The sequence below is a fragment of the Devosia sp. genome (assembly GCF_030689745.1).
GTDB classification, from domain to species: Bacteria; Pseudomonadota; Alphaproteobacteria; order Rhizobiales; family Devosiaceae; genus Devosia; species Devosia alba.
On the sequence record NZ_JAUYGL010000073.1, the window covers coordinates 1 to 26,775 of the forward strand.

General features: G+C 60.3%; 23 protein-coding genes. 10 read left to right on the forward strand and 13 right to left on the reverse strand.

Going from position 1 to position 26,775, the window contains the following annotated elements; genetic code table 11:
- Nucleotides 1-2,217, forward strand: a 2,217-nt coding sequence (gene topA, locus Q8O80_RS06250) for a type I DNA topoisomerase (RefSeq protein ID WP_305578064.1), incomplete at its 5' end; no start/stop codon positions are given.
- Nucleotides 2,218-2,836: 619 nt separating this feature from the next.
- On the opposite strand, the gene Q8O80_RS06255 is transcribed toward topA, so the two are convergent.
- Nucleotides 2,837-3,880, reverse strand: a complete 1,044-nt coding sequence (locus Q8O80_RS06255) for a dipeptidase (RefSeq protein WP_305578067.1) — start codon at nucleotides 3,878-3,880, stop codon at nucleotides 2,837-2,839.
- Nucleotides 3,881-4,063: 183 nt separating this feature from the next.
- Here Q8O80_RS06255 and rnr point away from each other — a divergent pair, with 183 nt between their 5' ends.
- The 3 genes from rnr to rpmG all read left to right on the forward strand — a co-directional run bounded on the left by rnr (nucleotide 4,064) and on the right by rpmG (nucleotide 7,010).
- The gene (gene rnr, locus Q8O80_RS06260) at nucleotides 4,064-6,349 is read left to right on the forward strand and encodes a ribonuclease R (protein WP_305578069.1); all 2,286 of its coding nucleotides are present in this window, start codon (nucleotides 4,064-4,066) and stop codon (nucleotides 6,347-6,349) included.
- Nucleotides 6,350-6,353: 4 nt separating this feature from the next.
- Nucleotides 6,354-6,746, forward strand: a complete 393-nt coding sequence (locus tag Q8O80_RS06265) for a DUF983 domain-containing protein (RefSeq protein WP_305578071.1) — start codon at nucleotides 6,354-6,356, stop codon at nucleotides 6,744-6,746.
- A gap of 96 nt (nucleotides 6,747-6,842) precedes the next feature.
- Nucleotides 6,843-7,010 carry a 50S ribosomal protein L33 gene (rpmG, locus tag Q8O80_RS06270; RefSeq protein ID WP_305578073.1) on the forward strand — a complete coding sequence of 56 codons (168 nt, stop codon included), beginning with the start codon at nucleotides 6,843-6,845 and terminating at the stop codon, nucleotides 7,008-7,010.
- Nucleotides 7,011-7,417: 407 nt separating this feature from the next.
- On the opposite strand, the gene Q8O80_RS06275 is transcribed toward rpmG, so the two are convergent.
- Together Q8O80_RS06275 and Q8O80_RS06280 are read right to left on the reverse strand one after the other, a co-directional pair.
- Nucleotides 7,418-8,788: a PleD family two-component system response regulator gene (locus tag Q8O80_RS06275; protein ID WP_305578074.1), complete on the reverse strand. Its 1,371-nt coding sequence runs from the start codon at nucleotides 8,786-8,788 to the stop codon at nucleotides 7,418-7,420.
- 93 nt (nucleotides 8,789-8,881) lie between these two features.
- Nucleotides 8,882-9,253 carry a response regulator gene (locus tag Q8O80_RS06280; protein ID WP_108459298.1) on the reverse strand — a complete coding sequence of 124 codons (372 nt, stop codon included), beginning with the start codon at nucleotides 9,251-9,253 and terminating at the stop codon, nucleotides 8,882-8,884.
- A gap of 98 nt (nucleotides 9,254-9,351) precedes the next feature.
- Here Q8O80_RS06280 and Q8O80_RS06285 point away from each other — a divergent pair, with 98 nt between their 5' ends.
- From Q8O80_RS06285 to Q8O80_RS06310, 6 genes are all read left to right on the forward strand, one after another.
- The gene (locus Q8O80_RS06285; protein WP_305578077.1) at nucleotides 9,352-9,633 is read left to right on the forward strand and encodes a DUF3572 family protein; all 282 of its coding nucleotides are present in this window, start codon (nucleotides 9,352-9,354) and stop codon (nucleotides 9,631-9,633) included.
- Nucleotides 9,634-10,956, forward strand: coding sequence for a DNA polymerase IV (locus tag Q8O80_RS06290; RefSeq protein ID WP_371136124.1), 1,323 nt, complete (start codon nucleotides 9,634-9,636; stop codon nucleotides 10,954-10,956).
- Nucleotides 10,953-11,411, forward strand: coding sequence for a RidA family protein (locus Q8O80_RS06295; RefSeq protein WP_305578079.1), 459 nt, complete (start codon nucleotides 10,953-10,955; stop codon nucleotides 11,409-11,411). The genes Q8O80_RS06290 and Q8O80_RS06295 overlap by 4 nt, the downstream gene beginning before the upstream one ends.
- Before the next feature lie 213 nt (nucleotides 11,412-11,624).
- Nucleotides 11,625-12,800 (forward strand): GNAT family N-acetyltransferase, encoded by a 1,176-nt coding sequence (locus Q8O80_RS06300; protein ID WP_305578081.1) that lies wholly within the window; start codon nucleotides 11,625-11,627, stop codon nucleotides 12,798-12,800.
- Between the two features lie 59 nt (nucleotides 12,801-12,859).
- On the forward strand, nucleotides 12,860-13,984 hold the full coding sequence (locus Q8O80_RS06305) for a hypothetical protein (protein ID WP_305578083.1): 1,125 nt from the start codon (nucleotides 12,860-12,862) through the stop codon (nucleotides 13,982-13,984).
- A 3-nt stretch (nucleotides 13,985-13,987) separates the two neighbouring features.
- On the forward strand, nucleotides 13,988-14,404 hold the full coding sequence (locus Q8O80_RS06310) for an HIT family protein (RefSeq protein ID WP_305578085.1): 417 nt from the start codon (nucleotides 13,988-13,990) through the stop codon (nucleotides 14,402-14,404).
- 112 nt (nucleotides 14,405-14,516) lie between these two features.
- On the opposite strand, the gene Q8O80_RS06315 is transcribed toward Q8O80_RS06310, so the two are convergent.
- The 10 genes from Q8O80_RS06315 to nuoK all read right to left on the reverse strand — a co-directional run bounded on the left by Q8O80_RS06315 (nucleotide 14,517) and on the right by nuoK (nucleotide 26,760).
- On the reverse strand, nucleotides 14,517-15,203 hold the full coding sequence (locus Q8O80_RS06315; protein WP_305578087.1) for an ABC transporter ATP-binding protein: 687 nt from the start codon (nucleotides 15,201-15,203) through the stop codon (nucleotides 14,517-14,519).
- Nucleotides 15,196-16,566: an ABC transporter permease gene (locus tag Q8O80_RS06320; RefSeq protein ID WP_305578089.1), complete on the reverse strand. Its 1,371-nt coding sequence runs from the start codon at nucleotides 16,564-16,566 to the stop codon at nucleotides 15,196-15,198. The genes Q8O80_RS06315 and Q8O80_RS06320 overlap by 8 nt, the downstream gene beginning before the upstream one ends.
- On the reverse strand, nucleotides 16,563-17,912 hold the full coding sequence (gene proS, locus Q8O80_RS06325; RefSeq protein ID WP_305578091.1) for a proline--tRNA ligase: 1,350 nt from the start codon (nucleotides 17,910-17,912) through the stop codon (nucleotides 16,563-16,565). Before proS ends, Q8O80_RS06320 begins: the two co-directional genes overlap by 4 nt.
- 507 nt (nucleotides 17,913-18,419) lie before the next feature.
- Nucleotides 18,420-18,671, reverse strand: a complete 252-nt coding sequence (locus tag Q8O80_RS06330; RefSeq protein ID WP_305578093.1) for a DUF1467 family protein — start codon at nucleotides 18,669-18,671, stop codon at nucleotides 18,420-18,422.
- A 121-nt stretch (nucleotides 18,672-18,792) separates the two neighbouring features.
- Complete coding sequence (locus Q8O80_RS06335; protein WP_305578095.1) at nucleotides 18,793-20,466, reverse strand: ribonuclease J; 1,674 nt, start codon at nucleotides 20,464-20,466, stop codon at nucleotides 18,793-18,795.
- A 71-nt stretch (nucleotides 20,467-20,537) separates the two neighbouring features.
- On the reverse strand, nucleotides 20,538-21,368 hold the full coding sequence (locus Q8O80_RS06340) for a biotin--[acetyl-CoA-carboxylase] ligase (RefSeq protein ID WP_305578097.1): 831 nt from the start codon (nucleotides 21,366-21,368) through the stop codon (nucleotides 20,538-20,540).
- Complete coding sequence (nuoN, locus tag Q8O80_RS06345) at nucleotides 21,369-22,814, reverse strand: NADH-quinone oxidoreductase subunit NuoN (RefSeq protein ID WP_305578099.1); 1,446 nt, start codon at nucleotides 22,812-22,814, stop codon at nucleotides 21,369-21,371.
- A gap of 9 nt (nucleotides 22,815-22,823) precedes the next feature.
- Nucleotides 22,824-24,395, reverse strand: coding sequence for an NADH-quinone oxidoreductase subunit M (locus Q8O80_RS06350; protein ID WP_305578101.1), 1,572 nt, complete (start codon nucleotides 24,393-24,395; stop codon nucleotides 22,824-22,826).
- On the reverse strand, nucleotides 24,395-26,446 hold the full coding sequence (gene nuoL / locus Q8O80_RS06355; protein ID WP_305578103.1) for an NADH-quinone oxidoreductase subunit L: 2,052 nt from the start codon (nucleotides 26,444-26,446) through the stop codon (nucleotides 24,395-24,397). The genes Q8O80_RS06350 and nuoL overlap by 1 nt, the downstream gene beginning before the upstream one ends.
- An 11-nt stretch (nucleotides 26,447-26,457) precedes the next feature.
- Nucleotides 26,458-26,760, reverse strand: a complete 303-nt coding sequence (gene nuoK / locus Q8O80_RS06360) for an NADH-quinone oxidoreductase subunit NuoK (RefSeq protein ID WP_305578125.1) — start codon at nucleotides 26,758-26,760, stop codon at nucleotides 26,458-26,460.
- Nucleotides 26,761-26,775: the final 15 nt, after the last annotated feature.

Consider the following 26,775-nt stretch of genomic DNA (forward strand, 5'->3'; position numbering starts at 1 on the left):
GTCGGCTTCACCCTCTCGCCCATCCTCTGGCGCAAGCTGCCGGGTTCGCGCTCGGCCGGCCGCGTGCAGTCCGTGGCTTTGCGTCTCGTCTCGGATCGCGAGAGCGAGATCGAAAAGTTCAAGCCCGATGAGTATTGGTCAGTGGAAGCCAAGCTGGCCCAGTCCGGCAAGAGCTTCCTCGCCCGACTCCTCTCGGTCGATGGCAAGAAGACCGACAAGCTGGCCATCAAAGACGGCGAGAATGCCGCCGAGCTGAAAAAGCTCATCGAAGCCGGCCAGTTCAACGTTTCGGCCGTCGACAAGAAGCCGACCAAGCGCAATCCCTATGCGCCCTTCACCACCTCGAGCCTGCAGCAGGACGCCAGCTCGCGCCTGGGCCTGTCGCCCAATCGCACCATGCAGATCGCCCAGCGACTCTATGAAGACGGCCTGATTACCTATATGCGAACCGACGCCGTCCAGATGGCGCCCGAGGGCATCGCCATGGCCCGCTCGGTGATCGGCAAATATTTCGGCGAAGAATACCTGCCCGACAAGCCGCGCATCTACCAGACCAAGGCCAAGAACGCCCAGGAGGCGCACGAGGCCGTCCGCCCAACGGACATGTTCAAGCGCCCCGAGAGCCTCAGTCTCGATGCCGACCAGGCCAAGCTCTACGGCCTGATCTGGCGCCGCACCCTGGCCAGCCAGATGAAATCGGCCGAGATTGACCGCACTACGGTCGATATCGCCGTCAATGTCCCCGGTCGCGCTGTCGAGCTGCGCGCCGTCGGCTCGGTCGTGACTTTTTCGGGCTTCCTCAAGCTCTATGGTGTCGAGGTCAAATCCGACGAGCCCGATGATGCGGACGAGGAAAGCCGCGAACTGCCGCCCCTGGCCGTCGGCGACAAGCCGGCGCTGCAGTCGGTCGATATCGAGCAGCACTTCACCCAACCGCCCAGCCGCTATACCGAAGCCAGCCTGATCAAGAAGATGGAAGAGCTCGGCATCGGCCGACCCTCAACCTATGCGGCCACGCTGACCACGCTCAAGGACCGCGACTATGTCCGACTTGAGGGCAAGGCCCTGCATCCCGAAGATCGCGGCCGCATTGTCACCGCCTTCCTTGAAAACTTCTTCAACCGCTATGTTGAATACGGTTTCACCGCAGGCCTCGAAGAGCAGCTTGACGAAATTTCGGCTGGCACTCTGGACTACAAGCAGGTGCTGCGCGACTTCTGGAAGGATTTTCACGCCGCCACCACCGAGATCAAGGATCTGCGCGTCTCCGAGGTCCTGGACGTCCTCAACGACGCCCTGGCCAGCCGCATCTTCCCGCCCAAGGAAGACGGCGGCGATCCACGGCTCTGCCCCACCTGTGGAGTAGGTCAGCTCTCGCTCAAGCTGGGCAAGTTCGGCGCCTTTATCGGCTGCTCGAATTATCCCGAATGCAAGCACACAATGCAGCTCTCGGATGCCGCCAGTGGCCAGTCCCCTGAAGCCGCTGCCGGCGACGGCGTGCTCGGCACCGATCCGGAATCGGGCGAAGAAGTCTTTCTCAAGACCGGCCGCTTCGGCCCCTATGTCCAGCTCGGCGATGCCGGCGGCAAGGAGGCCAAGCGCAGTTCCATCCCCAAGGGCTGGGACGCGGCGACCCTCAACCTGGAAGGCGCGCTCAAGCTGCTCTCGCTGCCCCGTGATGTGGGCCTGCACCCCGAAACCGGCCTGCCCATCACGGCTGGCCTGGGGCGCTATGGTCCATTCATCCTGTGCGATGGCAAATACGCCAATCTTCCCGATATCGAAGAGGTGTTCACCGTTGGCCTCAATCGCGCCGTCGATCTGCTGGCGCAGAAGGCCGCTGGCGGCTTCAAGCGCGCTGGTGCGGTGGCTGCCATTCAGACCTTCGAGCACGAGGGCGGTCCGATTACCGTTCGCGCTGGCCGCTATGGCCCCTATGTCAATCAGGGCAAGATCAACGCCACGATCCCCAAGGACATCCAGCCTGAGGCGGTAACGCTTGAGCAGGCCGTTGAATGGATTGCTGCCCGCGCCGAAGCCACCGGCAAGAAGATAAAAAAGGTCCCAGCCAAAAAGAAGGCCCCGGCAAAGAAGCCGGCCGCTAAAAAGACCGCAGCCGCCAAGACGACGGCCACCAAAAAGACGGCTGCCAAGAAACCAACTGCCACGAAATCCACGACAAGCAAGGTCGTTGCCGACGAAGACGTCCCGTTCTAGCGCCGCGTCGGCGCGGTCGTAGCGCAGATACAAAAAGCCCCGGCGCATGGCCGGGGCAAGTGGGTCAGGAAAATCGGGGCGAGCGCCTGGCTGTTCAGCGCTCGAGCCCCAGCGGTGTCGTCGTTTCCGGCAGACACCGCGTGCCCATCATGGCCATTGGCTGGCACATAGCGATGGGCGTTTAGTCGCAGACTGACAATCCGGCCAAGCCGGCTCGTCGAGCCCGCTATTGGCTTGCCGGCGGCGGTGAAACATAGATCTGTTGTGCCACGCCTTTCTCACCATCAGCGGTCCCAAATAGATGCTCGGGAGTACGTCGGGGCGATGTGTAGCTCGCCAGACACCATGGGCAGCGAGCAGCGGCACGAGGCCGAGGTCCAGCACACGATTGACAGAGCCTAAGGGCGGGCATGTTTTACCTCCTAGCTTCGCACCCATGACGGCGGAAGCTGCAAAATCTGATCAAACAGGGAACGAGCTTTTGGCTCGACTCTAAGATGGCCATAAATTCAGGCTTTTCAAGGGCTTGTTTGTCGCAGCTAAGGTAACGTGCCTATCCCTTGGTAGGGCTTGCCAAATCCGCTTTGGATTGCGCATTCGATCGGGCGCGCGCGCCGCATTAGCCGATCGTGCGTTCGATCATGGCCAGCCAGTTGCCCAACGCGATTTTGCGCACCAGGGCCTCGCCATAGCCATTGTCCAGCAAGGCCTGCAGCAGTTTGGGCACACCGGTCACGTCACCCATCGCCGCCGGTACCATGGCGCCATCAAAGTCCGACCCCAGCGCCACGCCATCTTCCCCCAGCGCCTCTATCAGCGCATCAACATGGCGTACGATCACCTCGAGATCAGTGTCTTTCTGCCATTGTCCGTCCGGACGCAAAAACCCGGCCGCATAGTTCACCCCCACCAGGCCCCGGCTCTCGGCGATGGCTGCCAATTGCCAATCCACCAGATTGCGCGAACTGGCGCAGATCGCATGCACATTGGAATGGGTCGCCACCAGCGGCTTGTCGCTGAGCGCAGCCACGTCGCGGAACCCGGCGGCGTTGAGATGGGAGAGGTCGATCATCACCCCACGGCGATTGCATTCGCGCACCAGCGCCTTGCCGGCATCACTCAGGCCGGGTCCGATTTCGGCATCGGAAGGAAAGCGGAACGGCACGCCGGCGGCGTAGGCATTGGCCCGGCTCCACACCAGCCCGATTGAGCGCAGCCCGGCCGCGTAGAGCACGTCCAGGGCGTAAAAATCCGTGTCGATGGCCTCGGCGCCCTCAATGTGCATCACGGCCGCCAGCGTGTCCCTAACCGTGGCGGCGCGTATATCTGCGGCGCTCCGGCAGATGGTCAGTCCCCCGGTACGCTCGAGCTGCAACAAGATCGCGGCCATGCCCAAGGTCGAGGCTTGCGCATCGGCCAGTCCCAACTCGGGTGGCAGCGTGCCTTTGCTATCGGAAGCCGACACCGCGCCGCCGGCATTGCTCTTCACCGGCGGCGGGAACATGGCAAAGAATCCGCCCACCATGCCGGCAGCCTTGGCCCGAGGCAGATCGATATCGGCAGCAGGCATGCCTTCGATGAACAGCCTGGTCTTGTCCCCCTCGGCCTCCAGCAGCTTGAGCAAGGTGTCATTGTGGCCGTCGAAGAAGGGAATTTGGGTCATCGGAAAACCAGAGAATCACGGATCTGAGCCTGCATGATGTCAGCATCTCGCCGATGATGTCAGTCGCATCTGCGGCGACACGTGAGCCCTCGACCGCAACGATCGCGTTCACATAACGTTAGCAAAATTGGCAATTCCGACGCGATTGCCCTATCTATGCGATACCCTATTAGAAACGACCCAATGGCCAGGCCTCCAATTACCAAACCCAAAAACCTCTCCGGTCCCAAGCGCGCCCGCAAACCAGCGGCCGATGCCCTGCCCTCACGTGAACAATTGCTCGAAGCTCTCGCCAAACAGCCCGATATCAAGGGCAAGCGCGATCTGGCGAAGATGTTCGGCATCCGTGGCGACATGCGCCGCCCGTTCAAGGCCATGCTGGCAGAACTCGAGGGCGAAGGTGTCATCACCCGTACCCGCAAGGCGCTGCGCCGCACCGCCGCCCTGCCCCATGTCACCGTGCTCGACATCCCCCTCGATGCTGATCCTGATGACCTGCATGCCTATCCGGCGCAGTGGAACGAGGAGGAAGGCGAAAAGCCTCGCGTCACTGTGCTCGGCGGCCGCGATGCGCGCGTCGCTCCCGCCCCTGGGGACCGCATTCTCGCCCGCATCGATGCCGGCGAGGCCGAGATTCCGGTTTACACCGCCAAGGCGATGAAGATCCTCGACAAGCCGCGTCGCGGGCAGATCGGCATAGTCCGCATGGATGATGACGGCGCGCGCTTGCTGCCGGTTGATCGCAAGCTCAAAGAAATGCGCATCCCGCTCGGCGATCTGTTGACGGCTGCCGATGGCGATCTTGTCGAGGTCGAGGTCAAGCTTTCGGGCCGCCTGATGATCCCGCGCGCCAAGGTCACCGCCGTCATCGGCAACCCGATGTCTGAAGGCGCCATCAGCCTGATCGCCATCCATAATCTGGAAATCCCCTACCGGTTCCCGCAATCGGTGATCCGCGAGGCCGATGCGGCAACTGAAGCCAATCTCAAGGGCCGCGAAGATTGGCGCGACGTGCCGTTGATCACCATCGATCCCGCCGACGCCAAGGATCATGACGACGCGGTCTACGCCGAACCGGACCAGGATCCGGCCAATCCTGGAGGCCATATCGTCACCGTCGCCATTGCCGACGTCGCTGCCTATGTCCACCCCGGTTCGGAGTTGGATCGCGAAGCCTATCTGCGCGGCAATTCGGTGTACTTTCCCGATCGGGTGGTTCCCATGCTGCCCGAGCGCATCTCCAATGAACTGTGCTCGCTCAAGCAGGGCGTGCCCCGCGCCGCCCTGGCTGTCCGCATGGTGATTGGTGCTGATGGCCGCAAGCGCAACCACAGCTTTCATCGCATTCTGATGCGTTCGGCTGCCAAACTCAGCTATCAGCAGGTCCAGGCCGCCATTGATGGCCAGGTTGACGAGCAGACCGGTCCACTGCTCGATCCGATCCTGCGCCCGCTTTACGCTGCCTATGATGTCATGGTCCATGCCCGCAACCATCGCGGCCCATTGGAGCTTGACCTGCCCGAGCGCAAGATCGTGCTGGACGACAAGGGCATGGTTCTCGATATCCGGGTGCCAGAGCGGCTGGAGGCCCATCGTCTCATCGAAGAAATGATGATTGCTGCCAATGTTGCCGCCGCCGAAACGCTTGAACAGAAGCGGTCCGCCCTGCTCTATCGCGTGCACGACGAGCCATCGTCGGAAAAACTGCAGGCCCTGCGCGATTTCCTCGGCTCACTGCAGATCGCGATCAAGAAGTCCGACAGCGTTCGCGCCACCGACTTCAACGGCATTCTGGCCCAGTCACGCAAGGCCGGCAATGTCGAACAGGTCAGTGAAATGGTGCTGCGCAGTCAGGCCCAGGCCGAGTACAATGCCGAGAATTACGGCCATTTTGGCCTCAATCTCGACCGCTACGCGCACTTTACCTCACCCATTCGTCGCTACGCTGATCTGATCGTGCACCGCGCCCTGATTACGGCGCTCAATCTGGGCGAAGACGGCCTGACCGAACGCGAGATGCTGCAATTGCCCAGCATTGCCCAGCATATTTCGGCCACCGAGCGCCGCGCCATGCGCGCTGAACGCGAGACCGCCGACCGCTTGCTGGCCCAGTTCCTCGCCACCAAGATCGGCGCCAAGTTCGAGGGCCGCATCTCCGGCGTCACCCGTTCCGGCCTGTTTGTGCGCCTGTTCGAGACCGGCGCCGACGGCTTTGTCCCCGCCTCAAGCCTGGGTCAGGACTACTATCGCTATGTCGAAGAGCGCCAGTCGATGATCGGCGAGCGCGGCGGCGAGAAGTTCACCCTGGGTGATCGGGTCACAGTCCGGCTGCTGGAGGCAGCCCCGGTTGCCGGTGCCCTGCGGTTCGAACTGCTCTCGGAAGGCACGCGCGTCAATCCGTCATCTGTCAGACGTGGCAACAAGCGCCCATTTAAGCCGTTCGGCGCCAAGGGGCGCAAAAAGAGGTAATCTGATGGTAGATAAGGCAACGGTTGAACAGCGTGATCTTGGTCAGGCCATGTGGCGCGGCACCACCTGCAAGTGCCCCCATTGCGGTCAGGGCAAGATGTTTAGGGCCTATCTCAAGGTTGCCGAGAACTGCGATGTCTGCGGCGAGCAGCTCGACCTGCACCGCGCCGATGACTTTCCGCCCTACATCGCCATCATGATCGTTGGCCACATCCTGGTGGCGGTCATGCTGCACATGGACATGACCTGGCACGTCAATCCGCTCACCTATCTCTATACGATGATCCCGCTCGCTGTGATCCTGCCACTCGCCATGCTGCCCTCGATCAAGGGCGCCATTGTCGGTCTGCAATGGGCCAATGGCATGTACGGCTTCGGTACCGGCCAGACGGACTGAAAGTCACCTTGACAATCCGCGACAAATCCGTAGGTTGCGGCCAAATTCAGGCGCCGGGGAATCCGCGGCGCCGATTGCTTTGTGAAGGACTACCAAATGGCCAAAGCTGCTTCCGTCAAGATCAAGCTCGTGTCGACAGCTGATACTGGCTTTTACTACGTCACCAAGAAGAATGCCCGCACCCAGACCGAGAAGCTGTCGTATCGCAAGTACGACCCGGTCGTGCGCAAGCACGTTGAATTCAAGGAAGCCAAGATCAAGTAATTTGGTCGCCGTTTCGTTGCGAAATCAAAAGCCCCGCATCAGCGATGCGGGGCTTTTTGCTATCCCTTGGCGGCGGGCAGTAATAGGCGCCGCCCAGTGCTAGCAGTCTGCTAGCGATTTCGGGTAATGTGCTGCAATTGTTTGAACAGTGTGGCTGGTCCGGAGCGGCATGTCGAAGAGGCCACTCTGTCCGCGTCCGGACCAACCGCCCCACGGGTCTCAGGCGTTGCGGCGGACCTGAAACGAGCCGTGGGGAACCCTCGACAGCGCCCCGTAACGGGGCATGTCGGTGTTGAGGGCAACCTACTCTCGAACGGCCAAAACACAAGGCAAACCGGGCCTCTGCAGCCAGCAACCTTTTGTTAATTATAACAGATAACCCTAACGGGTCCAATTGCACCGATCGCTCAGGCGGCGTCAAACACCACGCGATTGCGGCCTTCGCGCTTGGCGCGATACAACGCCACGTCGGCCCGTTTGATCAACGATTCCGGGGTGTCAGTCACGCTTTCATTGAGCGTCACCCCCGCCGAAACAGTCACCATGAGCGGGCGTGGCCCGCCCACCTCAAAGCCCCGATCGGCAATCGATTGCCTTACCCGCTCCGCCACGGCCTCGGCCTGGCGGAAGTCGGTATCGGGCATCAGCACCACGAACTCTTCGCCGCCAAATCGGCAGGCAAGGTCCACGCCGCGGATGGTACGCTTCAGGCGAACTGCAAACTCGCGGATCACCGCGTCGCCGATATCGTGGCCGTGGCCATCATTGACCGCCTTGAAGTGATCAATGTCCAGGATCATCAGCGCCATATCGCGCTTGAGCTCCTGAGCCTTGCTCAGCATCACGCCCAAATGGCGGTCGAAGTACCGTCGATTATAGAGGCCGGTCATGTCGTCGGTTATCGCCAACGCCATGGTATTGTTGACGCTTTGCCGCAGCTCCAGGGCGTAGCGCTGGCGCCGGATCTGGGTGCGAACCCGCGCCGCCAGTTCGTGGCGTTCTACGGGCCGCGAGATGACATCATTGACGCCCAAGTCGAGCGCCCGCACCACCTTGGGCTTATCGGCAGCATCGGCAACCAGAATGATCGGCAGATTGCGCGTGTGCTCCAGCGTGCGTATTTGCGAGCACACCCGCAACGGATCAAACTCGGTTAGCGACATCGCCACCAATGCCAGCTCATACTGGGCGCCAGTCACCTGGAACACTGCATCGGCCGGATTGGTCAGAATGTCGACGTCATGTTCAGGCGTGAGATAGCTCTTGATGCGCTCGGCGTGACGCAGATCGGTGTCGACAATCAGGATGACGCCGCCGTCCGTGTTGATCCTGTCCATTGCGCGCAACGCATCCTCGACAGCAATCTGCTGCCCCGTCATGGCGCGCGCCCGCAGCTCGTCGGTCAAGGATTTCAGCCGTACGAGGCTTTTGACCCGGGCCATCAGTTGCACGTCATCAACCGGCTTGGTCAGGAAATCATCAGCCCCAACCTCAAGCCCGCGCACCCGGTCCGAGGTCTGGTCGAGCGCAGTGATCATCAGTACCGGCACGTGCTGGGTCCGGGGATTGCTCTTGAGGCGCTGGCAGACCTCGAACCCGTCCATGTCGGGCATCATCACGTCGAGCAGCACAAGGTCGATATCCTGGCTGTCGCAGATCGCCAAAGCTTGCGGCCCCGAAGACGCCGTCACAACATCATAGTATTCCGCACTCAACCGCGCCTCGAGCAAGCGGACATTGGTCGGGAGATCATCTACAATCAGTACGCGCGCGGTCACTATAAGCCCCAAAAACCAGTTCGCTGGCCGGTAGCGTCCACCACCGGCATCAAGCGGGCTGATCAGGCAGAGTGCATAGTCGGCGCTGCGCGATCAGGCCGGGCCAATATAGCGGGCAATAGTTTCCAGAAAGTGAGGTACCGAGATCGGCTTGCTGATATATCCTTCGCAGCCGCCCTGCAAAATCCGCTCTTCATCACCCTTCATCGCGAAGGCGGTGACGGCAATCACCGGAATATGGGCGAGTTCGTCATCATCCTTGAGCCACTTGGTCACCACCAGCCCCGACACCTCGGGCAGTTGGATGTCCATCAGGATGAGATCGGGGTGATGCGCGCGCGCCAGATCAAGCGCTTCCATACCATTGCGGGTCTGGATGACGGCATAGCCGCGCGATTCGAGCAGGTCGTTGAAGAGCTTCATGTTCAGCTCATTGTCTTCAACGATCATCACTGTCTTGGGCATTGAGCCTTCCTTGCGGCGCTAAGCGCTAGCGGCACTTCGCTTCGCCGCTCATTTCAGCTAGCATCAAAACTCTTACAAATCATCAAACGAGCCCGGTATTGCCCCGTCCAGAGAAAGCGACCTCATCCCTGGCACCCCTTGCCGACACCTGCCTGGGCTACCTCGCCGAGCACCCAGAAGAGCTACTGGCCTTCATGCACCATGCCGGCCTGGACCCCGACGCCTTGCGCAAGGCCGTCGGCACGCCAGCCCTGCAACGCGGCCTCGTCGACTATTTTGCCTCAAACGAACCGATTCTGCTCGCCCTCTGCGCAAATTCTGCAATTTCACCCGAAGACTTCATGCGGGTGTTCCATCAGATCAACCGGACGGAGTATTGATTGGCGCTGGATTGGCTCTGCCGCGACTGTCTCGAATACGGCACGGCGGACCGCGACCTGGACCGCTGCCCCCGCTGCGGCTCACCCCGTCTGCGCAGCCATCCCGAACTGTTTACCCTCACCACCGTCCACGTCGATTGCGATGCCTTTTATGCCTCGGTCGAAAAGCGTGACAATCCCAGCCTGCGCGACAAGCCACTGATTATCGGCGGCGGCGTTCGCGGCGTGGTTTCAACCTGTTGCTACATTGCCCGCCAGTCGGGCGTGCGGTCGGCCATGCCCATGTTCAAGGCGCGAGAGCTGTGCCCCGATGCCGTGATCATCAAGCCCGACATGGCCAAATATGTCGCTGTCAGCCGCCAGATCCGCAGCCATATGGACGCATTGACCCCACTGGTTGAACCGATTTCGATCGATGAGGCATTCCTTGACATGGCCGGCACCCAGGCCCTGCACAAGGCACCACCCGCGGTGGTGTTGGCCCGTTTCGCCCGCACCGTTGAAACCGAGATCGGCGTCTCGATTTCAGTTGGACTCAGCCACAACAAGTTTCTGGCTAAAGTTGCCTCGGACCTTGATAAGCCGCGCGGCTTTGCCGTGATCGGCGTGGCAGAAACCCTGCAATTTCTGGCACCAAGACCCATCAGCCTGATCTACGGGGTGGGCAAAGTGTTTGCCGAGACGCTGCGCAAGGACGGTCTGGTCACCATCGGTCAGTTGCAGAATGAGCCCCCGGAGCGCCTGATGCGCCGCTATGGCGAAACCGGCGCCCGGCTCGCCCGCCTGTCGCGGGGCCAGGACAGCAGGCGTATCGCTACCGACGGTGAAATGAAGACCGTTTCTTCTGAAACCACGTTTTTCACCGACATCAGCAGTCTCGATGCCCTCTCCACCGAACTGCTCAAGGTCACCGAACGACTGTCCGAGCGGCTCAAGGCCAAAAACATCGTCGGTGATACGGTGACACTAAAGCTGAAATCGACCGGTTTCCGCTTGCGTACCCGCGCCCGACACTTGATGATCCCGACCCAGCTTGCCAATGTCATTTATGAAACCGGGCTGTCGCTGCTGCAACGCGAAGTGGATGGCACCGCTTTCCGGCTGATTGGAATCGGTGTTTCGGGTATCGATGCCGCCGATGGCAGCGATCCGGCCGATCTGCTGGAACCAATAGTGGCCCGCAAGGCGGCCGCCGAGCGCGCGGTGGATCGAGTGCGCACCCGCTTTGGCCGCGAGGCCGTGGTGCGCGGCAAGCTCTATAAATTTCGGCCGGCGCCGCCGGCAGAACCGGACGACGACCAAACTGAAGGCAAGACCAAATGACCAGCCCAATCGAAAAACTCCGCGAGTACGGCTATGAACTGCCCGCCCCCAAGGTACCCGTGGCCAGCTATGTGCCGGTCGCGCGCAGCGGTAATCTGCTCTACGTCTCCGGCCAGATCTCTGCCAACGATCAGGGCGTGGTCACCGGACTGCTCGGCGATACCATGAACGTCGTCCAGGGTGGCAATGCCGCTGAACTGTCGGCGCTCAACGTCCTCTCCCAGATCGTTCACGCTGCCGGCGTCCCGCTTGAGGATATCAAGCGTATCGTCAAGGTTACGGTTCTGGTGGCGTCCACACCCGACTTCACCGAGCAACATCTGGTTGCCAATGGCTGCTCCAACCTGCTCGTCGCCATTCTGGGCGAGAAGGGCAAGCACGCCCGTGCCGCCTTTGGCGTAGCCTCCCTGCCCTTCGGCGCCGCCGTCGAAATCGAAGCGATAGTCGAAGTCTAGGCATTTTGGACCATCACAGTCCGGTGCACCTGCTGCACGGGCAACCCGGCTCGATTTCATCGCCTGCCGTCACGCGGCTCGACCCTCTGGCGATCAAGTTCTGGCGAGCACCGGGAAAGCCCGTGACGGCGGGGACAATTCGGTCCAAGGTTGCAGCGGAGGCTGCCCGGCCCCACATGGATCAGATTGTCTTCGAAGGTTTCAATCCCGACATTGCCCGATAGCGGATACACGGCCACCGTCCATCCCTCCACTGCCAGCATTCCAGCGGCCGTGTGGAATGCCCTTGCGCCCTCGACCGACGGCAAGGTGGACAATCCTTTTCTTGATCATGCGTTTTTTCTGGCGCTTGAAGAATCGGGCTGCGCCACCGCCAGCACCGGCTGGCAGCCCCAGCACATTGTTCTGTCCGATGCTGATGAGACACCCATCGGGTTGATGCCGCTCTTTCTCAAATCCCACTCCATGGGCGAATATGTCTTCGACCATGGCTGGGCCGATGCGCTGGAACGGACCGGTGGCAGCTACTATCCCAAGCTGCAATGCTCGGTGCCCTTTACCCCGGCGACCGCCCCCAAGCTGCTGGTGCCGTCGGGGAACGCATCTGTGCGGGCCGCCTTGCTCTCGACCGCCCAGCAGCTTGCGCTGCAGCGCCATGCCTCCTCGGTGCACGCCACTTTCGTACCTGAAGCAGAGGCCAATGAAATTGAGGCCGCAGGCTGGCTCAAACGCGTCGACACGCAGTTCCATTGGCACAATGATGGCTATGCCAGTTTTGACGAGTTTCTCGAGACCCTGTCGTCACGCAAGCGCAAGACCATACGCCGCGAACGCCGCGACGCACTGATGGATGGGCTTTCCGTCAAATGGCTATCGGGCGCCGATCTGCAGGAACATCACTGGGACGCCTTCTACGATTTCTATGAGGACACTGGCGCCCGCAAATGGGGCCGCCCCTATCTCAACCGCGAATTCTTCTCGCGCATCAGCGCCACCATGCCCGAATCCATCGTGCTGATGCTGGCCTATGACGGCGACGAACCGATTGCTGGTGCCATCAATTTCGTCGGCAAAGACCGGATTTTCGGCCGCAATTGGGGCTGCACCCGGGACGTCCCCTTCCTGCATTTTGAGCTCTGTTACTATCAGGCCATCGACTACGCCATTGCCCACAAACTGGCTGTGGTCGAGGCCGGGGCCCAGGGCGAACACAAGCTGGCCCGCGGTTACGCACCTGCGTCAACCTATTCGGTGCACTGGCTTGCCCATCCAGGATTGCGCGCCGCCGTCGCCGACTATCTTGAGCACGAACGCCAGTCCGTCGAGCGCAACCAGGACCTGCTCGACCAGTTCACTCCGTTCCGCAAGGGTGAACGCACCGACCGCTAGCACGGTTCGGCGATGATCGTGGCTTTCCCCAACCACCCAAGAGCTCTATGTAGATTGCCATGATTTTGGACATTTTCTTTTTCGTGCTGCAGGCCGTTCTGGTATTTGTGGCTTCAACCGTGCTGTTTGACGCTCTGCACTGGACCCTGCACCAATGGGAGGGTTCCTCGATCCCGTTGCTGCGCCGTCTGTCGTCCTGGCATTGGGTTCATCACAAGTTCCTGGGTGTGGACATGCAGATCAACCCGGCCTATGCCCGCGCCAATATCTGGTTCCATATCTTGCCCGAGTATCTCACCTCGATGGCCGGAACAGTAATCTTCCTGTTGGTCTTTCCCTGGCCGCCCATTGCCGCCGTGGCCGTGCTCCGGACAGTCATGCTGGTGATGACGCTGCGCGAAGAGGGGCTGGACTACAATCACATGTCGATGGACCGCGTCGGCGGTCAGCAGAACCTGCTCTGGGTCGGCGACAATTACCACGCCATGCATCATGTCTATCCGCACAATTTCTTCTCATCTTTCGCCAATGTGTTTGACCTGCTGGCCGGCACCACCTGCCAGATCAAGGGCCGTCGATTTCTGGTGACCGGCGCCAGCGGTGCCTTCGGCTCGGCCATGGTCGAAAAACTCACCCGCGCCGGCGCGATTGTCGAAACCGCCAAATCCGGCGTCGACTTCAGCGCGGGCGACTACTCGGCCATACGGGCCAAACTCGAAACAGCTGACGTTCTGATCATGGCGCACGGCGCCAAGACTGATGATTGCTGGAATGCCAATTTCGTCACCTTCCGTGACCTGACCGAACTTTTCACCGAGGTCGGAAACACCCGCCTCGCCCCCCCGGAAGTCTGGGCGCTGGGCTCCGAGGTCGAGTTTCACGGCGATATGGGTATGGACGAGCTCAAGGCTTATTCCGCCTCAAAGCGGGCCTTCGCCGCCAAGGCGCTGGACTTCTATCGCTCGGATGCGCTGATCTATCGGCATATCGTGCCCTCCTCCTTCAACTCGGCGATGGGCAAAGGCGCCATGAGCGCCAGCACAGCCGCCAACATTGCCCTGTTCTTTATTCGCCGGGGCTTCCGATACGTACCGGTGACCTTTACCGGCCTCGCTGTCCTCAACTACTTTCGTTTTCGATTCTTGCAGAAGGGACAGCCGGAAATTGTCCAGCCAGCGGAGTGATCCATGACCTATGATCCAGCCAATATCTTTGCGAAAATCCTGCGCGGCGAAATCCCCGCTCACAAGGTTTATGAAGACGAGACCGCCCTGGTGATGATGGATATTTTTCCGCAGTCGGTCGGCCATACCCTGGTCATTCCCAAGTCAGCCTCGCGCAATCTGCTCGACGCCGATCCGGCAGTTTTGTCCGCAGTCATGCCGCTGGTACAGCGTGTCGCCACAGCAGCCAAGGCCGCCACCAATGCCGATGGCATCCGTGTCGCCCAGTTCAATGAAGCCGCGGCTGGGCAGACGGTGTACCATCTGCACTTTCATGTCATCCCGATGTTTGAAGGGGTGGAGATGGGCGCTCACGGCCGCAACCAAGCGGACAATGACGAGCTGGCCGCCCTAGCCGGCAAGATTGCTGCCCAGCTCTAGAGCATTCACATTGATGCTGATGCGGTGCCATCGCCCCTCCCTAAAGGGGGGGCTCAAAGGTTGCGGCAGGCAGGGTGTATAGCGTTTTGGCGTTCAGACTGGCGGTGCCCACTCACAATGTGTGATCGACAACCAATCCGCCCTTGAGCGTGACAATCCGGTCGGCGCGGCGCGCCAGATCGTGGTTGTGGGTGGCAATCAAGGCTGCCGCCCCTTCATTCTTGATCAGGTCGGCCAGCGCCCCGAACACGATGTCGCTGGTTTCGGGGTCAAGATTGCCAGTGGGTTCATCGGCCAGAATGACCTTGGGATGGTTGGCCGCCGCCCGGGCAATCGCCACGCGCTGCTGTTCGCCGCCCGACAATTCAGCTGGCCGATGGCTGGCGCGCGCCGCAATGCCGAGCAGCTCAAGCAATTCCATGGAACGCTTGTCCGCCTCGGCCGGCGACTTGCCGGCAATCAGCTGCGGCATGGAGACATTCTCCAATGCCGTGAACTCGGGCAGCAGGTGGTGAAACTGGTACACGTAACCCACTGTCGATCGGCGCAACTGCGTCCGGCCACGATCACCCAGATGGCTGGTCTTGATCCCCATCAACTCCACTTCGCCCCCCTGTGGGCTCTCCAGCAGGCCTGAGAGGTGCAGCAGCGTCGATTTGCCGGCGCCAGAGGGTGCGACAAGCGCCACCATCTCACCGCTCTGTACGGTCAGGTTGGCGGCTTCGAGTACACGGACGATCTTGTCGCCTTGACCATAGTGGCGATGCACATCGGTGAGAACCAGATGGGGCTTACTCATAACGCAATGCCTCTACCGGATCATATTGGGCCGCGCGCCAGGCAGGATACAGCGTCGCCAGAAAACTCAGCCCCAAGGCGAGCCCAACGACCACGGCAACCTCCACCGGATCAGTCTTGGACGGCAGCGTTGACAGGAAGAATACCTCGGGCGGAAAGATCGCCACACCCAGCGTGTTCGACACAAAGGCCCGCAGTGTTTCCGCATTGGCGGCCACGATCAGGCCCAGCACCACGCCCGTCAGCGTGCCGATCACGCCGATGGTGGTGCCCGTGATCGAGAAGATGCGCATGATCGCGCCGCGCGTGGCTCCCATGGTACGCAGCACGGCAATGTCGGAGCTTTTGTCCTTCACCAGCATGATCAGGCTGGAAATAATATTGAACGCCGCCACCAGGATAATCATCGACAGAATGGTGAACATCACCACGCGTTCGACCTGCAGCGCCGAGAAGAACGTCTCGTTGCGCTGCTGCCAGTCGGTCAGCACCAGTGGTCGGGTCGACGGATCAGACTGTAGCCTTTGCCGCATCTCGATCACGTTGTCGGGATCGTCGATGAAGACTTCCGCCGCCGAAACCTGATTGACGCGCTCATAGGCAGCGTCGATCTCGGCGTCGCTCGCCAAGGGATCCAACGGCCCCATGCCGGGTTTCAGCACCTCTTCAAATTTCTTGAAATAGGTCTGCGCCGGCTCGAGGGGCATGTACATGAAGAAGCTGTCAAACTCGACCATGCCAAGATTGAAAATGACATTGACCGGGTAGGAGCGGATTTGTGGCGTCGAGCCAAATGGCGTCATCGCCCCATCCGGATTGATGATCTGCACCTGGTCACCCAGCGACACCCCCAGGGCTTGCGCCAACCGGTAACCGATCGCGACGCCCTTGGAGCTATCCCACTCGTCCCAGCCGCCCTGTACTGCCGAATTGTACAGCAGGTCGAGCTTTTCAAGGTTTTCCGCATCCATGCCGCGCACCGTCGCGCCGGTTGAACTACCGGGACCGGAGGCAAGCACCTGACCCTCGACGAAATAGACCGCGAAACTGACGCCATCAATCTGCTCGAGTGCGGCGATGGTCTCCTTGTAGTCGGTGAATTCGCGCTCGATGGGAAACGCGGTGAAGTGGCCGTTCAGACCCAGGATTTTGGTCAGCAGCTCGGCGCGGAAGCCGTTCATTACCGACATCACCACGATTAGGGTCGCTACCCCGATAGCCACGCCGACCATAGTCAGGCTGGCGATCACCGAAATGAACGCCTCCTTGCGCCGGGCCCGCAAATAGCGGCCAGCGATCAGCCACTCAAAGCGCGAAAAGGCGCGCGTGCCCTTGTTCAGTGCAGGCTGCGCCGTGTCGGTCAAATGTCGGTCTTTCGCTGAGGTTCAATCAATCCCTTGAGCCGAGCCACGGCCTCGCCAATAGGTAGTGTCTCGCGCTCACCGGTCTTGCGGTGCTTGATTTCGGCCTCGCCAGCCTTCAACCCGCGCGGCCCGATGATGATCTGATAGGGAATGCCGATCAGGTCCGCCGTGGTGAACTTGGCACCAGCACCCTGATCGCGATCATCATACAGAATGTCGAGGCCGGCCGCGTTGAGTTCGGCATAGAGGGCATCGCAGGCTGTATCACAGGCATCGTCGCCAGCCTTGAGATTGATCAGCACGGCCTCAAACGGGGCCACCGATACTGGCCAGACAATGCCGTCATCGTCATGGAACGCTTCAATGATGGCCGGTACCAACCGGGTCGGCCCGATACCGTAGGATCCCATATGCACGGTGATTTCCTTGCCGTCGGGACCGGTCACAGTCGCCTTCATGGGTTCCGAATACTTGGTCCCGAAGTAGAAAATATGGCCAACTTCGATGCCCCGGGCCGAAACCCGGTTTTCTTCGCTCACCGATGCCTCGAATTCGCTCATGTCGACCATGTCTTCGGTCGCGGCATAGTGGGACGTCCAGTCCTCAAAGATCGGATTCAGATCGCCCCGGAAGTCCGTATCCTGGGGTGGGATGGGCTTGCCGAGCAGACGCTTGTCGCAGAACACCGCGCTTTCGCCGGTGTCCGCCAGCACGATGAACTCATGGCTGAGATCGCCACCAATCGGGCCGGTATCAGCACGCATTGGAATCGCCGTCAGACCCATGCGGGCATAGGTGCGCAGATAAGCCACGAACATGCGTTCATAGGCCTTCACCGCTTCTTCCTTGCTCAAATCGAACGAATAGGCATCCTTCATCAGAAATTCGCGACTGCGCATGGTGCCAAAGCGCGGTCGCACCTCGTCGCGGAACTTCCACTGAATGTGGTACAGATTCAGCGGCAGGTCCTTATAGGACTTCACGTAGCTGCGGAAGATGTCGGTGATCATCTCTTCATTGGTCGGTCCGAAGAGAAAATCGCGCTCATGCCGATCCTGGATGCGCAGCATCTCCTTGCCATAGGCATCGTAGCGGCCGCTTTCCCGCCACAGATCGGCCGATTGAATGGTCGGCATCAGCAGTTGGATCGCGCCGGAACGGTTCTGCTCCTCCTCGATGATCTTCTGGACCTTCATCAGGACCTTGTAGCCCAGCGGCAGCCATGAATAGAGACCCGAGGCCTGTTGGCGGACCATGCCCGCGCGCAGCATCAGACGATGCGACGCAATTTCGGCGTCCTTGGGAACGTCGCGCAGCACCGGCAAAAAATAGCGAGACAGGCGCATGTAAACTCCAGGAATGACTGTCGACTCAAGGCTGATGTTGATGCCCACTCAAATCCTACTCGTCCATCCGATGCAAGCATGGAAGGCATGCAGAATCTACGTGACAGAGCTCATTTGACTTGTTAGGGTTTCTCCCAATAAAGCGCAGGTGGTTACAACCGCCGGACGTCGACAACGTCAAGGGAGGAGCGTTGGCTGCGCGCTGTCATAGCGCGCCTAAGACCAGCGTATTGTCGAACAAACTTTTTCAGCGGGGCCTTGTGCCCCGCTTTTTTCTTGGCGGTTGGTGGACGCGCCAGTTCGCACATTCTCGATGGCAAATTCTGCAGCCCTCGGTCGTATCGCCTCAGCTTTGCCGGGCATGACACACGCTCCGCTAATCGATTGATGAAGTGCTTTTACGCAACGCTGGCTACCGTCCCCGAGCTTGAGGCCGCGCTCGGGCTCACTCACACTCACGCGGTTTAGGCCGGCTGCGTGCTAGCAGCGGCGAAGCGAACGGGTGAGCTAGCGGTTCCAGTAGTATTGCAGGGCTTCATTGGTGAGACCCCACATCAACAGCGCGGTCAACACGGCTGCCAGCCCCGTAGCCATCAGCACCTTGAACAGCAAGCGCGGCGCAATCGGGGCGCCCGGATCACTGCCGGCCACGACTTTTTCGCCAGCTTCATGGAAGCTCTTATTGCCGATGGGCAACACCGCAACAAAGCTGATCCACCACAGGACAAAAAATACCGCGATGATTGAGCCAATCTGCATGGGTTGTCCTTGGGGTAAGTGCCGCTGGCGATGAACTATCCTAGCACTAGACCATCACCAGGCGCAGGCGAAGACTGAATAATGTCGCGGCCAGCACAGGCCAGCCGCGACATTGAAGGCCTTAGACGCGGTGGACGAACACCGACACATTGGGCTTGCGCCCCCAATAGGCATTGACCTCATTGCGAATGCCCTTGAACAGCGCCGAATTGAGCACTTCGGTATCGCTGCGCCGCTTGGGTGGCATCGACTTGAGAACGCCGGCAATGGTGTCTTCCACCAATTCGCTCAGCGACTCGTCCTCGGTCTCGGGCAGACCATCAATCACCAGATCCGGTCCCGACACGACCTGCCCGCTGCCATTGACGCACAGGCTGACCACGACGTGGCCGCCAAACGACAGGCGACGGCGTCCCTTGACGCCGGATTCCTCAGGCGTGCACAGCACCAGACCGTCGAGATAAAGCTCACCGGTCCGCACTTCTGCTTTGAGCAGCGCCGTGTCCGGGAACAGGCGAACCATGTCGCCATTGCGGGCTTCACACACCGTGGGAATACCGGATTCGCGTCCCAGCTTGGCGTGGGCCTTCAGGTGCACGGGTTCGCCATGTACCGGCACCAGCACTGTTGGCTTTACCCAGCTGTAGAGCTTGCGCATCTCGCCGCGCCGCGGATGGCCAGTCACATGCACCAGACCGTCATTGGTGGTGATGACCTCAACGCCCTGATCGATCAGCTGGTTCTGGATATCAATGACTTCGCGCTCATTGCCCGGGATTGCCCAGGACGAGAAGATCATGCGATCGCCGGCCGCCAGCGCAATCACCGGATGATCGCCACGGGCGATGCGCGCGATAGCCGCGCGGGCTTCTCCCTGGCTGCCCGTGCAGATCAGCACGATCTTGTTGCGGGCGATCGAGCGATAGGCATCCTGATCGAGCAGTGGCGGCAGGCCTTCCAGCATCCCCAGTTCGCGGGCAATGCCCATGATCCGGTGTAATGAACGCCCTGACATCACCACCTGGCGACCGGCCTTTTCGGCCGCGCGCACGATGGAGATCACCCGCCCCACATTGGAGGCAAAGGTGGTCACCGCAACACGATTGGGGGCTTCAGCGATCATCGCCGCCAGATTGCCGGCGACTTCAGCTTCACTCGGGCTTTCGCCATCCTTGAGCGCATTCGTGGAATCGCAAATCAGGGCGAGTGGTGTGGATGTGTCCTCGCCGATCTGCTTGAGCCGCTCGACATCAGTGGGCGCGTTGCCAACCGGGGTAGGATCAAGCTTCCAATCGCCCGTATGCAGAATGCGCCCGATGGGGGTCGTGATCAACAAGGCGTTGGATTCGGGGATCGAGTGGGCGACATTGATCGCCTCAATGGTGAACGGTCCCAGATTGAAGGGCTGGCCGGGCACCATGATGGTCAGGTCGACATTCTCGACGATACCGTCGCCGGCGCGCTTGGCCGCCAGCATGGCGCCGGTGAACCGTGTCGCAAAGACCGGCTTTTCAAAACCGGGCCACAGATCGAGCACCGCGCCATAATGGTCTTCGTGGCTATGGGTCAGAATCAACCCCAGCACGTCATCGGCGCGTTCCTCAAGAAATTCGGGGTTGGCCATGATCAGTTCGATCCCTGGCAGGTCGGGCCCGCCAAAGGTTACGCCGCAATCGACCACAATCCATTTGCGCGACTTTTCCGGCCCGAAGCCGTATGCGCCCATATTCATGCCAATCTCGCCGACGCCGCCAAGCGGCACAAATACGAGTTCATCCCTTTGGGTTTTAGCCATGGGTCAGTTCAGTCCTTTCGAGCGCAACGCCGGAGCGATCTTTGGTCGCCGGTCGCCTGCGCAATTAATGGTCAGCTTTGGGCGCTGGCCGTTGCCCCAAAATGCACGTCACCCGCGGTAATCGCGATGCGACGATCATCCTCGGCGCGGACGATCAATCGTCCCGCGTCGTCGATAGATTCAAAAATGCCCCGCACAACGTCGCCGTTCTGCGTGACCGCGACCGGCGCGCCGATACCCGCGGCCGACGCGCGCCAGTGCTCAAGCACCGCACCAGTGCCTCGCCCGTCATTCCACAGTCCAAAAATCTCGGTCCACGCATCGCTGAGGGCGTCAAACACCTCACCAGCGTCGCGCGACACGCCAAGATCATTCAGGCTGATGGCGGGATAGGGCAAACCTTGCGGTGCTGCAACTACATTGACCCCGATACCAATCGCAATGGCCTGACGTCCGTCAGGCAGTTTGTTGGCCTCGAGCAGGATACCGGCGAGCTTGGCGCCGTCGGCCAACACGTCGTTGGGCCACTTCAGCGCGATGCGCGACTGGCCGTCGAGGCCGTCAGCGCCGTCAATTCCAATATGCACCAGACCGTTGGGTAGAATGGCCGACAGGGCGCGACTAAGCGACACCCCCGCCACAAAGCCCAGCGTTGCAGACAATGTGGGGTCGCAGTCGGGCACAATCAACAGCGTGGCGGCAAGATTGCCATAAGGGCTCTCCCATTGGCGGCCCCGACGGCCCCTGCCCGACACCTGCTGCCGTGCCACAAACCAGATGCCACCGGGATCTCCGGAGGCCGCCGCTTCGAGGGCTTCCGAATTGGTTGATCCCACACTGTCATAGCCGCGCAGCCGATAGCCGGCCGCGCGCGCCTTCGCGCCAAGCGTGAAGTCGCTCACCTAGAACAGGCTTCCGGCCGCGATGTGGGCAAGATTGGCCAGCGGACCACCGACGGTAAAGTAGTACGTTACCATCAGGAATCCGGTCACACCCATGACGATGTTGAGCGCCATAGGCACGGCCTCAAATGCGCGCACCGGCTCATCAAAATACATCACCTTGACGACACGCAGATAGTAGAATGCGCTAACAGCCGAAGCCAGCACCCCAATCACCGCCAGCACATAGAGCTGCGCGTCAATTGCCGCCAGAAACGCGTGCCACTTGGCAAAGAAGCCGGCCAGTGGCGGCATGCCAATCAGCGAGAACATGGTGACTGCCATCACGGCTGCCACAAACGGCCGCTGCTGCGCCGCACCGGCCAGATCGCTGATATTGTCGACATAGCCGGCATCAGTACGCAGCGCCAGGATGCAGGCGAACATGGCAATAGTCATCACGACATAGATCGCCATGTAGATCATCACGCCTTCAACGCCGCCCTGAGTACCCGACGACAGGCTGACCAGGGCAAAACCTACATGGCCGATCGAAGAATAGGCAATCAGGCGCTTGATCGATTTCTGGCCGATAGCGGCAAACGCCGCCAGCACCATCGAGGCAATCGAGAGAAAGATGACGATCTGCTGCCAGTCCTGGGTGATACCCTGGAAGGTATCGATAACCAGCCGGACCATCAGGGTCATCGCCGCCACCTTGGGCGCCGTGGCCAAGAATGCCGTGACCGGGGTGGGCGCGCCCTCATAAACGTCAGGGGTCCACATGTGGAACGGAACCGCCGAGATCTTGAAGGCAATACCGGCGAGCAGGAACACCACGCCGAAAATCAGACCGATCGAACGACCTTCCACGGCAATGGCGCGAACGATTTCCTGCAAATTGGTATGGCCGGTAAAGCCATAGATCAGCGAGGCGCCGTAGAGCAGCAAGCCAGACGACAGGGCACTCAACACGAAGTACTTCAGGCCCGCCTCTGTTCCCCTGCTGTCATCGCGCTTGATTGCGGCCAGCACATAAAGCGACAGCGACTGCAGCTCAAGCCCGACATACAGGCTCATCAGATCATTGGCCGAAACCATCATCATCATGCCCAGCGTCGCCAGCAGCACGAGTACGGAAAACTCGAACTTGTGAGTACCGTTCTCTTCGTCCCGTGGCAGGGCCAGCAGCAGCGAGAACGCCGAACCTCCCAGCACCAGCACTTTCATGTACCGGGCAAAGCTGTCGGCGATGAAGGCGCCATTGAACAGTACGCCGTCGATAGGGGCAAACATCACCAGCACGGCAACGGCCAGCAGCAGCAGCACGGCGCCATAGGAGACCAGAAGCGAGCGCTCCTTGTTGACTGCGACACCGACCAGCAACAGCAGCACGGCACCAACGGCCAGCAGCATTTCGGGATATGCGGGAGCCAGGCTCGCGAAATCGATAACGTCTGAGTTCACGGGACTCTCCTAGTGCGAAGCAGGCGCGGCCGCCGGCGCTTCCGCGCCAACAACCGGTTCGGCATAAACGAGTGGCGCCTGCGCGTCAGCCAGCGATACGGCGGGATCAAGCCCAACAGAGTCGGCATAGTGCGACACCAGATTGTTGACCGCAGCAGCGGTCGTATCCAGAATCGGCGCAGGGTAGAAACCAAAGACCACGGTCAGCACGAGCAGCGGATACAGCATGACCTTTTCACGCAGATCAAGATCGAGAATACCCTTGAGGCTCTCCTTGGTCAGCGCTCCGAAGATCACGCGGCGATACAGCCACAAAGCGTAGCAAGCCGACAGGATCACCCCAAAGGCCGCGCCAAAGGCCACCCAGGTATTGACCTGGAACACGCCCATCATGGTGAGGAACTCGCCGACAAAGCCTGATGTACCGGGCAACCCGACATTGGCCATGGTGAACACCATGAAGGCGAAGGCATATCGCGGCATCCGCTCGACCAGTCCGCCATAGGCAGCGATGTCACGGGTATGCATGCGGTCGTAGATAACACCGACGCACAGGAACAGCGCTCCCGACACGATACCGTGCGAGATCATCTGGAACATCGCGCCCTGAATGCCCAGCGCATTGCCGGCAAAGATGCCCATGGTCACAAAGCCCATATGGGCGACCGAGGAATAGGCAATCAGCTTCTTCATGTCGGTCTGCACCAAGGCCACCAGCGAGGTGACGATGATCGCGGCAACCGACAGAAAGAAGATGAGATCGGCAAACTGCGCCGACGCGTCGGGAAACATTGGCAGGCTGAAACGCAGGAAGCCGTAGCCGCCCAGCTTGAGCAGGATCGCCGCCAGGATCACCGAACCAGCGGTTGGTGCCTGCACGTGCGCCTCCGGCAACCAGCGGTGGAGCGGCCACATTGGCATTTTGACCGCGAGCGAAGCGAAGAACGCCCACCACAACCAGGGCTGCCAGGACAACGGGAAATCATGGCTCAAGAGCTTCACAATGTCCGTCGTGCCGCCACTCCAGTACATCGCCATGATGGCCAGCAGCATCAGCACCGAACCGGTGAAGGTATAGAAGAAGAACTTGTAGCTGGCCTGGATGCGCGCCGTGCCGCCCCAGATACCGATGATCAGGAACATTGGCACCAATGTGCCTTCAAAGAACACGTAGAACATCGCCAGATCGAGCGTGGTGAACACGCCAATCATCAGCGTTTCCAGGATCAGGAACACAATCATGTATTCCTTGACGCGCTTGTCGATGGTCCAGCTCGCCAGGATCGATACCGGCATCAGCAAGGCAGTCAGCACCACAAACAGCACCGAAATGCCGTCCACACCAACGCGGTAGCCGATGGTGTCGCCAATCCAGGCGAGGTTGACCACGAACTGGAAGCCGGCATTGGACGGATCAAAAGCCTGCCACATCAGCAGCGACAGCACGAAGGTGATTGCCGTCACCGCAAAAGTCATCCACCGGATGGCTTCGAGTGCGGTTCTGGGCATGAACAGCAGCACCGCCGCGCCAAGCATTGGCAACCAGGTGACGACTGTGAGGATGGAGTTGTCGAAGTTCATCAGATCAGTCCCCCGGCCACGATGGCCCAGGTCAAGAGTGCCGCAATGCCGATCAGCATGACGAATGCATAGTGATAGAGATAGCCGGACTGAAGCTTGGTGACCCAACCGGTGACATTCTGCACCCGACGACCAAGGCCCTCGGTGATCTTGTCGTCGATCAGCCAGTCATCGAAGCCCTTCCAGAAGGCGCGGCCGATCCACAGGGCGGGCCTGACGAAGATAGCGTCGTAAAGCTCGTCGAAATACCACTTGTTGAGCAGGAACTTATACAGCCCCGGATTGGTCGCGGCCAGCTGGCCGGGCATTTCCGGACGACGGATATACATCCAGTATGCCGCCACAAAACCGAGCACCATGGCAATGGTGGCACTCCACTTCACCCAGAGCGGCACGTGATGTGCAGCCTCGATCAGCTCATGGTTGACAACCACGGACCCGGCGAAGAAGTGCTCGATATGCGCCACATCGTGGAAGAACATCGAATAGAATACCGCCCCTGACAGCACCGCCCCTACACCCAGCACATAAAGCGGCACCAACATCACATTGGGTGCTTCGTGAGCGTGGTCGTAGGCTGAACCATGTTCAGCGTGGGCGTGATCGTCATGGGCCGCGTCGTCATCATGACCATGGGCCGCAGGACGCGGCTTGCCGTGAAAGGTCAGGTGGATCAGGCGCCACGAGTAAAAGCTCGTGAACAGTGCCGCAACCACCAGCATCCAGAAGGCGAACATCCCGGTATTGCCACCGACCGCATAGGCCGCTTCGATGATGGAGTCCTTGGAGAAGAAACCCGCAAAGCCGAGCCACTCGCTGCCCGGAATGCCAACGCCGGTCAGCGCCAGGGTACCGATCAGCATCATGGCGTAGGTCACCGGAATTTTGTGGCGCAAGCCACCCATGTTCCGCATGTCCTGCTCGTGATGCATGGCGTGAATGACCGCGCCGGCGCCCAGAAACAGCAGCGCCTTGAAAAAGGCATGCGTGAACAGGTGGAATACACCCGCCGAATAGGCCCCTGCCCCCAGTGCCACGAACATGTAGCCCAGTTGCGAACAGGTCGAATAAGCGATCACCCGCTTGATATCGTTCTGCACCAGGCCGACCGTCGCAGCGAAGAACGCGGTAATGGCGCCGATGATCATGACGAAGGTCATGGCCGTGGGCGAGGTCTCGAACAGCGGCGACAGTCGCGCCACCATGAACACGCCTGCGGTCACCATGGTGGCCGCATGGATCAGCGCTGACACCGGCGTCGGGCCTTCCATGGCGTCAGGCAGCCAGGTGTGCAGCAGGAACTGCGCCGACTTGCCCATGGCCCCCATGAACAGCAGCAGGCAGACAACGGTCATGGCATCGACCTGCCAGCCCAGGAACTGCATCACCGGCAGGCCAGTGGACGCAAAGCCCGCGGCAGTAGCAAACGCGCCATCAAAGTCGATTTGGCCCAACACCAGAAAGCTGCCGAAAATCCCCAGCATGAAGCCGAAGTCACCGACCCGGTTGACCACGAAGGCCTTCATCGCAGCGGCATTGGCGGAGGGCTTGGTGTACCAGAAGCCGATCAGCAGGTAGGACGCCAGACCCACGCCTTCCCAGCCAAAGAACATCTGCAGGAAGTTGTCTGCCGTCACCAGCATCAGCATCGCGAAGGTGAACAGCGACAGATAGGCAAAGAACCGGCTGCGATGCGGATCATCGGCCATGTAGCCGATGGAATAGATGTGCACCAGGGACGACACCGTGTTGACCACCACCAGCATGATGGCAGTCAGCGTGTCGACCCGCAGCACCCAACGCAGGTCCATGCCGCCGACCTGGATCCAGCGCATCAGCTCGATCTTGAGGACCGCTGTGTCGCCACCGACCTCGGCGCCCATCAGTCCGCCGCCAAAGGCGACGGGCAGGAAGACCACCCAGCTCAATACCGCCGAAACAATCAGCAAACCGGTCGTGATATACTCACTTGTCCGGTGGCCTATGATACGCCCCAACAGACCGGCAATTAGCGCGCCGATAAGGGGCAGGAAAACAATCGCTTGGATCATAGCGGTGGTTCTTAGCCCTTCATCATGTTGACGTCTTCAACCGCGATGGAACCACGGTTGCGATAGAAAGCGACCAGAATGGCCAGTCCGATGGCCGCTTCAGCAGCCGCCACCGTTAGGATCAACAGCGCAAAAATCTGACCCTGCAGGTCATTGAGCTGTGCGCTGAACGCGACGAAATTCAAGTTTACCGCCAGCAGGATCAATTCCACCGACATCAAAATGACAATGACGTTCTTGCGGTTGATGAAGATGCCGAACACGCCCAGCGTGAACAGAATGGCGCCAACGGTCAGGTAGTGACCGAGCTCGATACCTGTGCCCATAAT

Bases quoted from the DNA above. Each gene is read 5' to 3' on its own strand.
- Q8O80_RS06255 (WP_305578067.1), bottom strand. From the start codon at position 3,880: ATGACCCAAATTCCCTTCTTCGACGGCCACAATGACACCTTGCTCAAG.
- rnr (WP_305578069.1), top strand. From the start codon at position 4,064: ATGGCCAGGCCTCCAATTACCAAACCCAAAAACCTCTCCGGTCCCAAG.
- Q8O80_RS06265 (WP_305578071.1), top strand. From the start codon at position 6,354: ATGGTAGATAAGGCAACGGTTGAACAGCGTGATCTTGGTCAGGCCATG.
- rpmG (WP_305578073.1), top strand. From the start codon at position 6,843: ATGGCCAAAGCTGCTTCCGTCAAGATCAAGCTCGTGTCGACAGCTGAT.
- Q8O80_RS06280 (WP_108459298.1), bottom strand. From the start codon at position 9,253: ATGCCCAAGACAGTGATGATCGTTGAAGACAATGAGCTGAACATGAAG.
- Q8O80_RS06295 (WP_305578079.1), top strand. From the start codon at position 10,953: ATGACCAGCCCAATCGAAAAACTCCGCGAGTACGGCTATGAACTGCCC.
- Q8O80_RS06305 (WP_305578083.1), top strand. From the start codon at position 12,860: ATGATTTTGGACATTTTCTTTTTCGTGCTGCAGGCCGTTCTGGTATTT.
- Q8O80_RS06310 (WP_305578085.1), top strand. From the start codon at position 13,988: ATGACCTATGATCCAGCCAATATCTTTGCGAAAATCCTGCGCGGCGAA.
- Q8O80_RS06315 (WP_305578087.1), bottom strand. From the start codon at position 15,203: ATGAGTAAGCCCCATCTGGTTCTCACCGATGTGCATCGCCACTATGGT.
- proS (WP_305578091.1), bottom strand. From the start codon at position 17,912: ATGCGCCTGTCTCGCTATTTTTTGCCGGTGCTGCGCGACGTTCCCAAG.
- Q8O80_RS06330 (WP_305578093.1), bottom strand. From the start codon at position 18,671: ATGCAGATTGGCTCAATCATCGCGGTATTTTTTGTCCTGTGGTGGATC.
- Q8O80_RS06335 (WP_305578095.1), bottom strand. From the start codon at position 20,466: ATGGCTAAAACCCAAAGGGATGAACTCGTATTTGTGCCGCTTGGCGGC.
- Q8O80_RS06350 (WP_305578101.1), bottom strand. From the start codon at position 24,395: ATGAACTTCGACAACTCCATCCTCACAGTCGTCACCTGGTTGCCAATG.
- nuoL (WP_305578103.1), bottom strand. From the start codon at position 26,446: ATGATCCAAGCGATTGTTTTCCTGCCCCTTATCGGCGCGCTAATTGCC.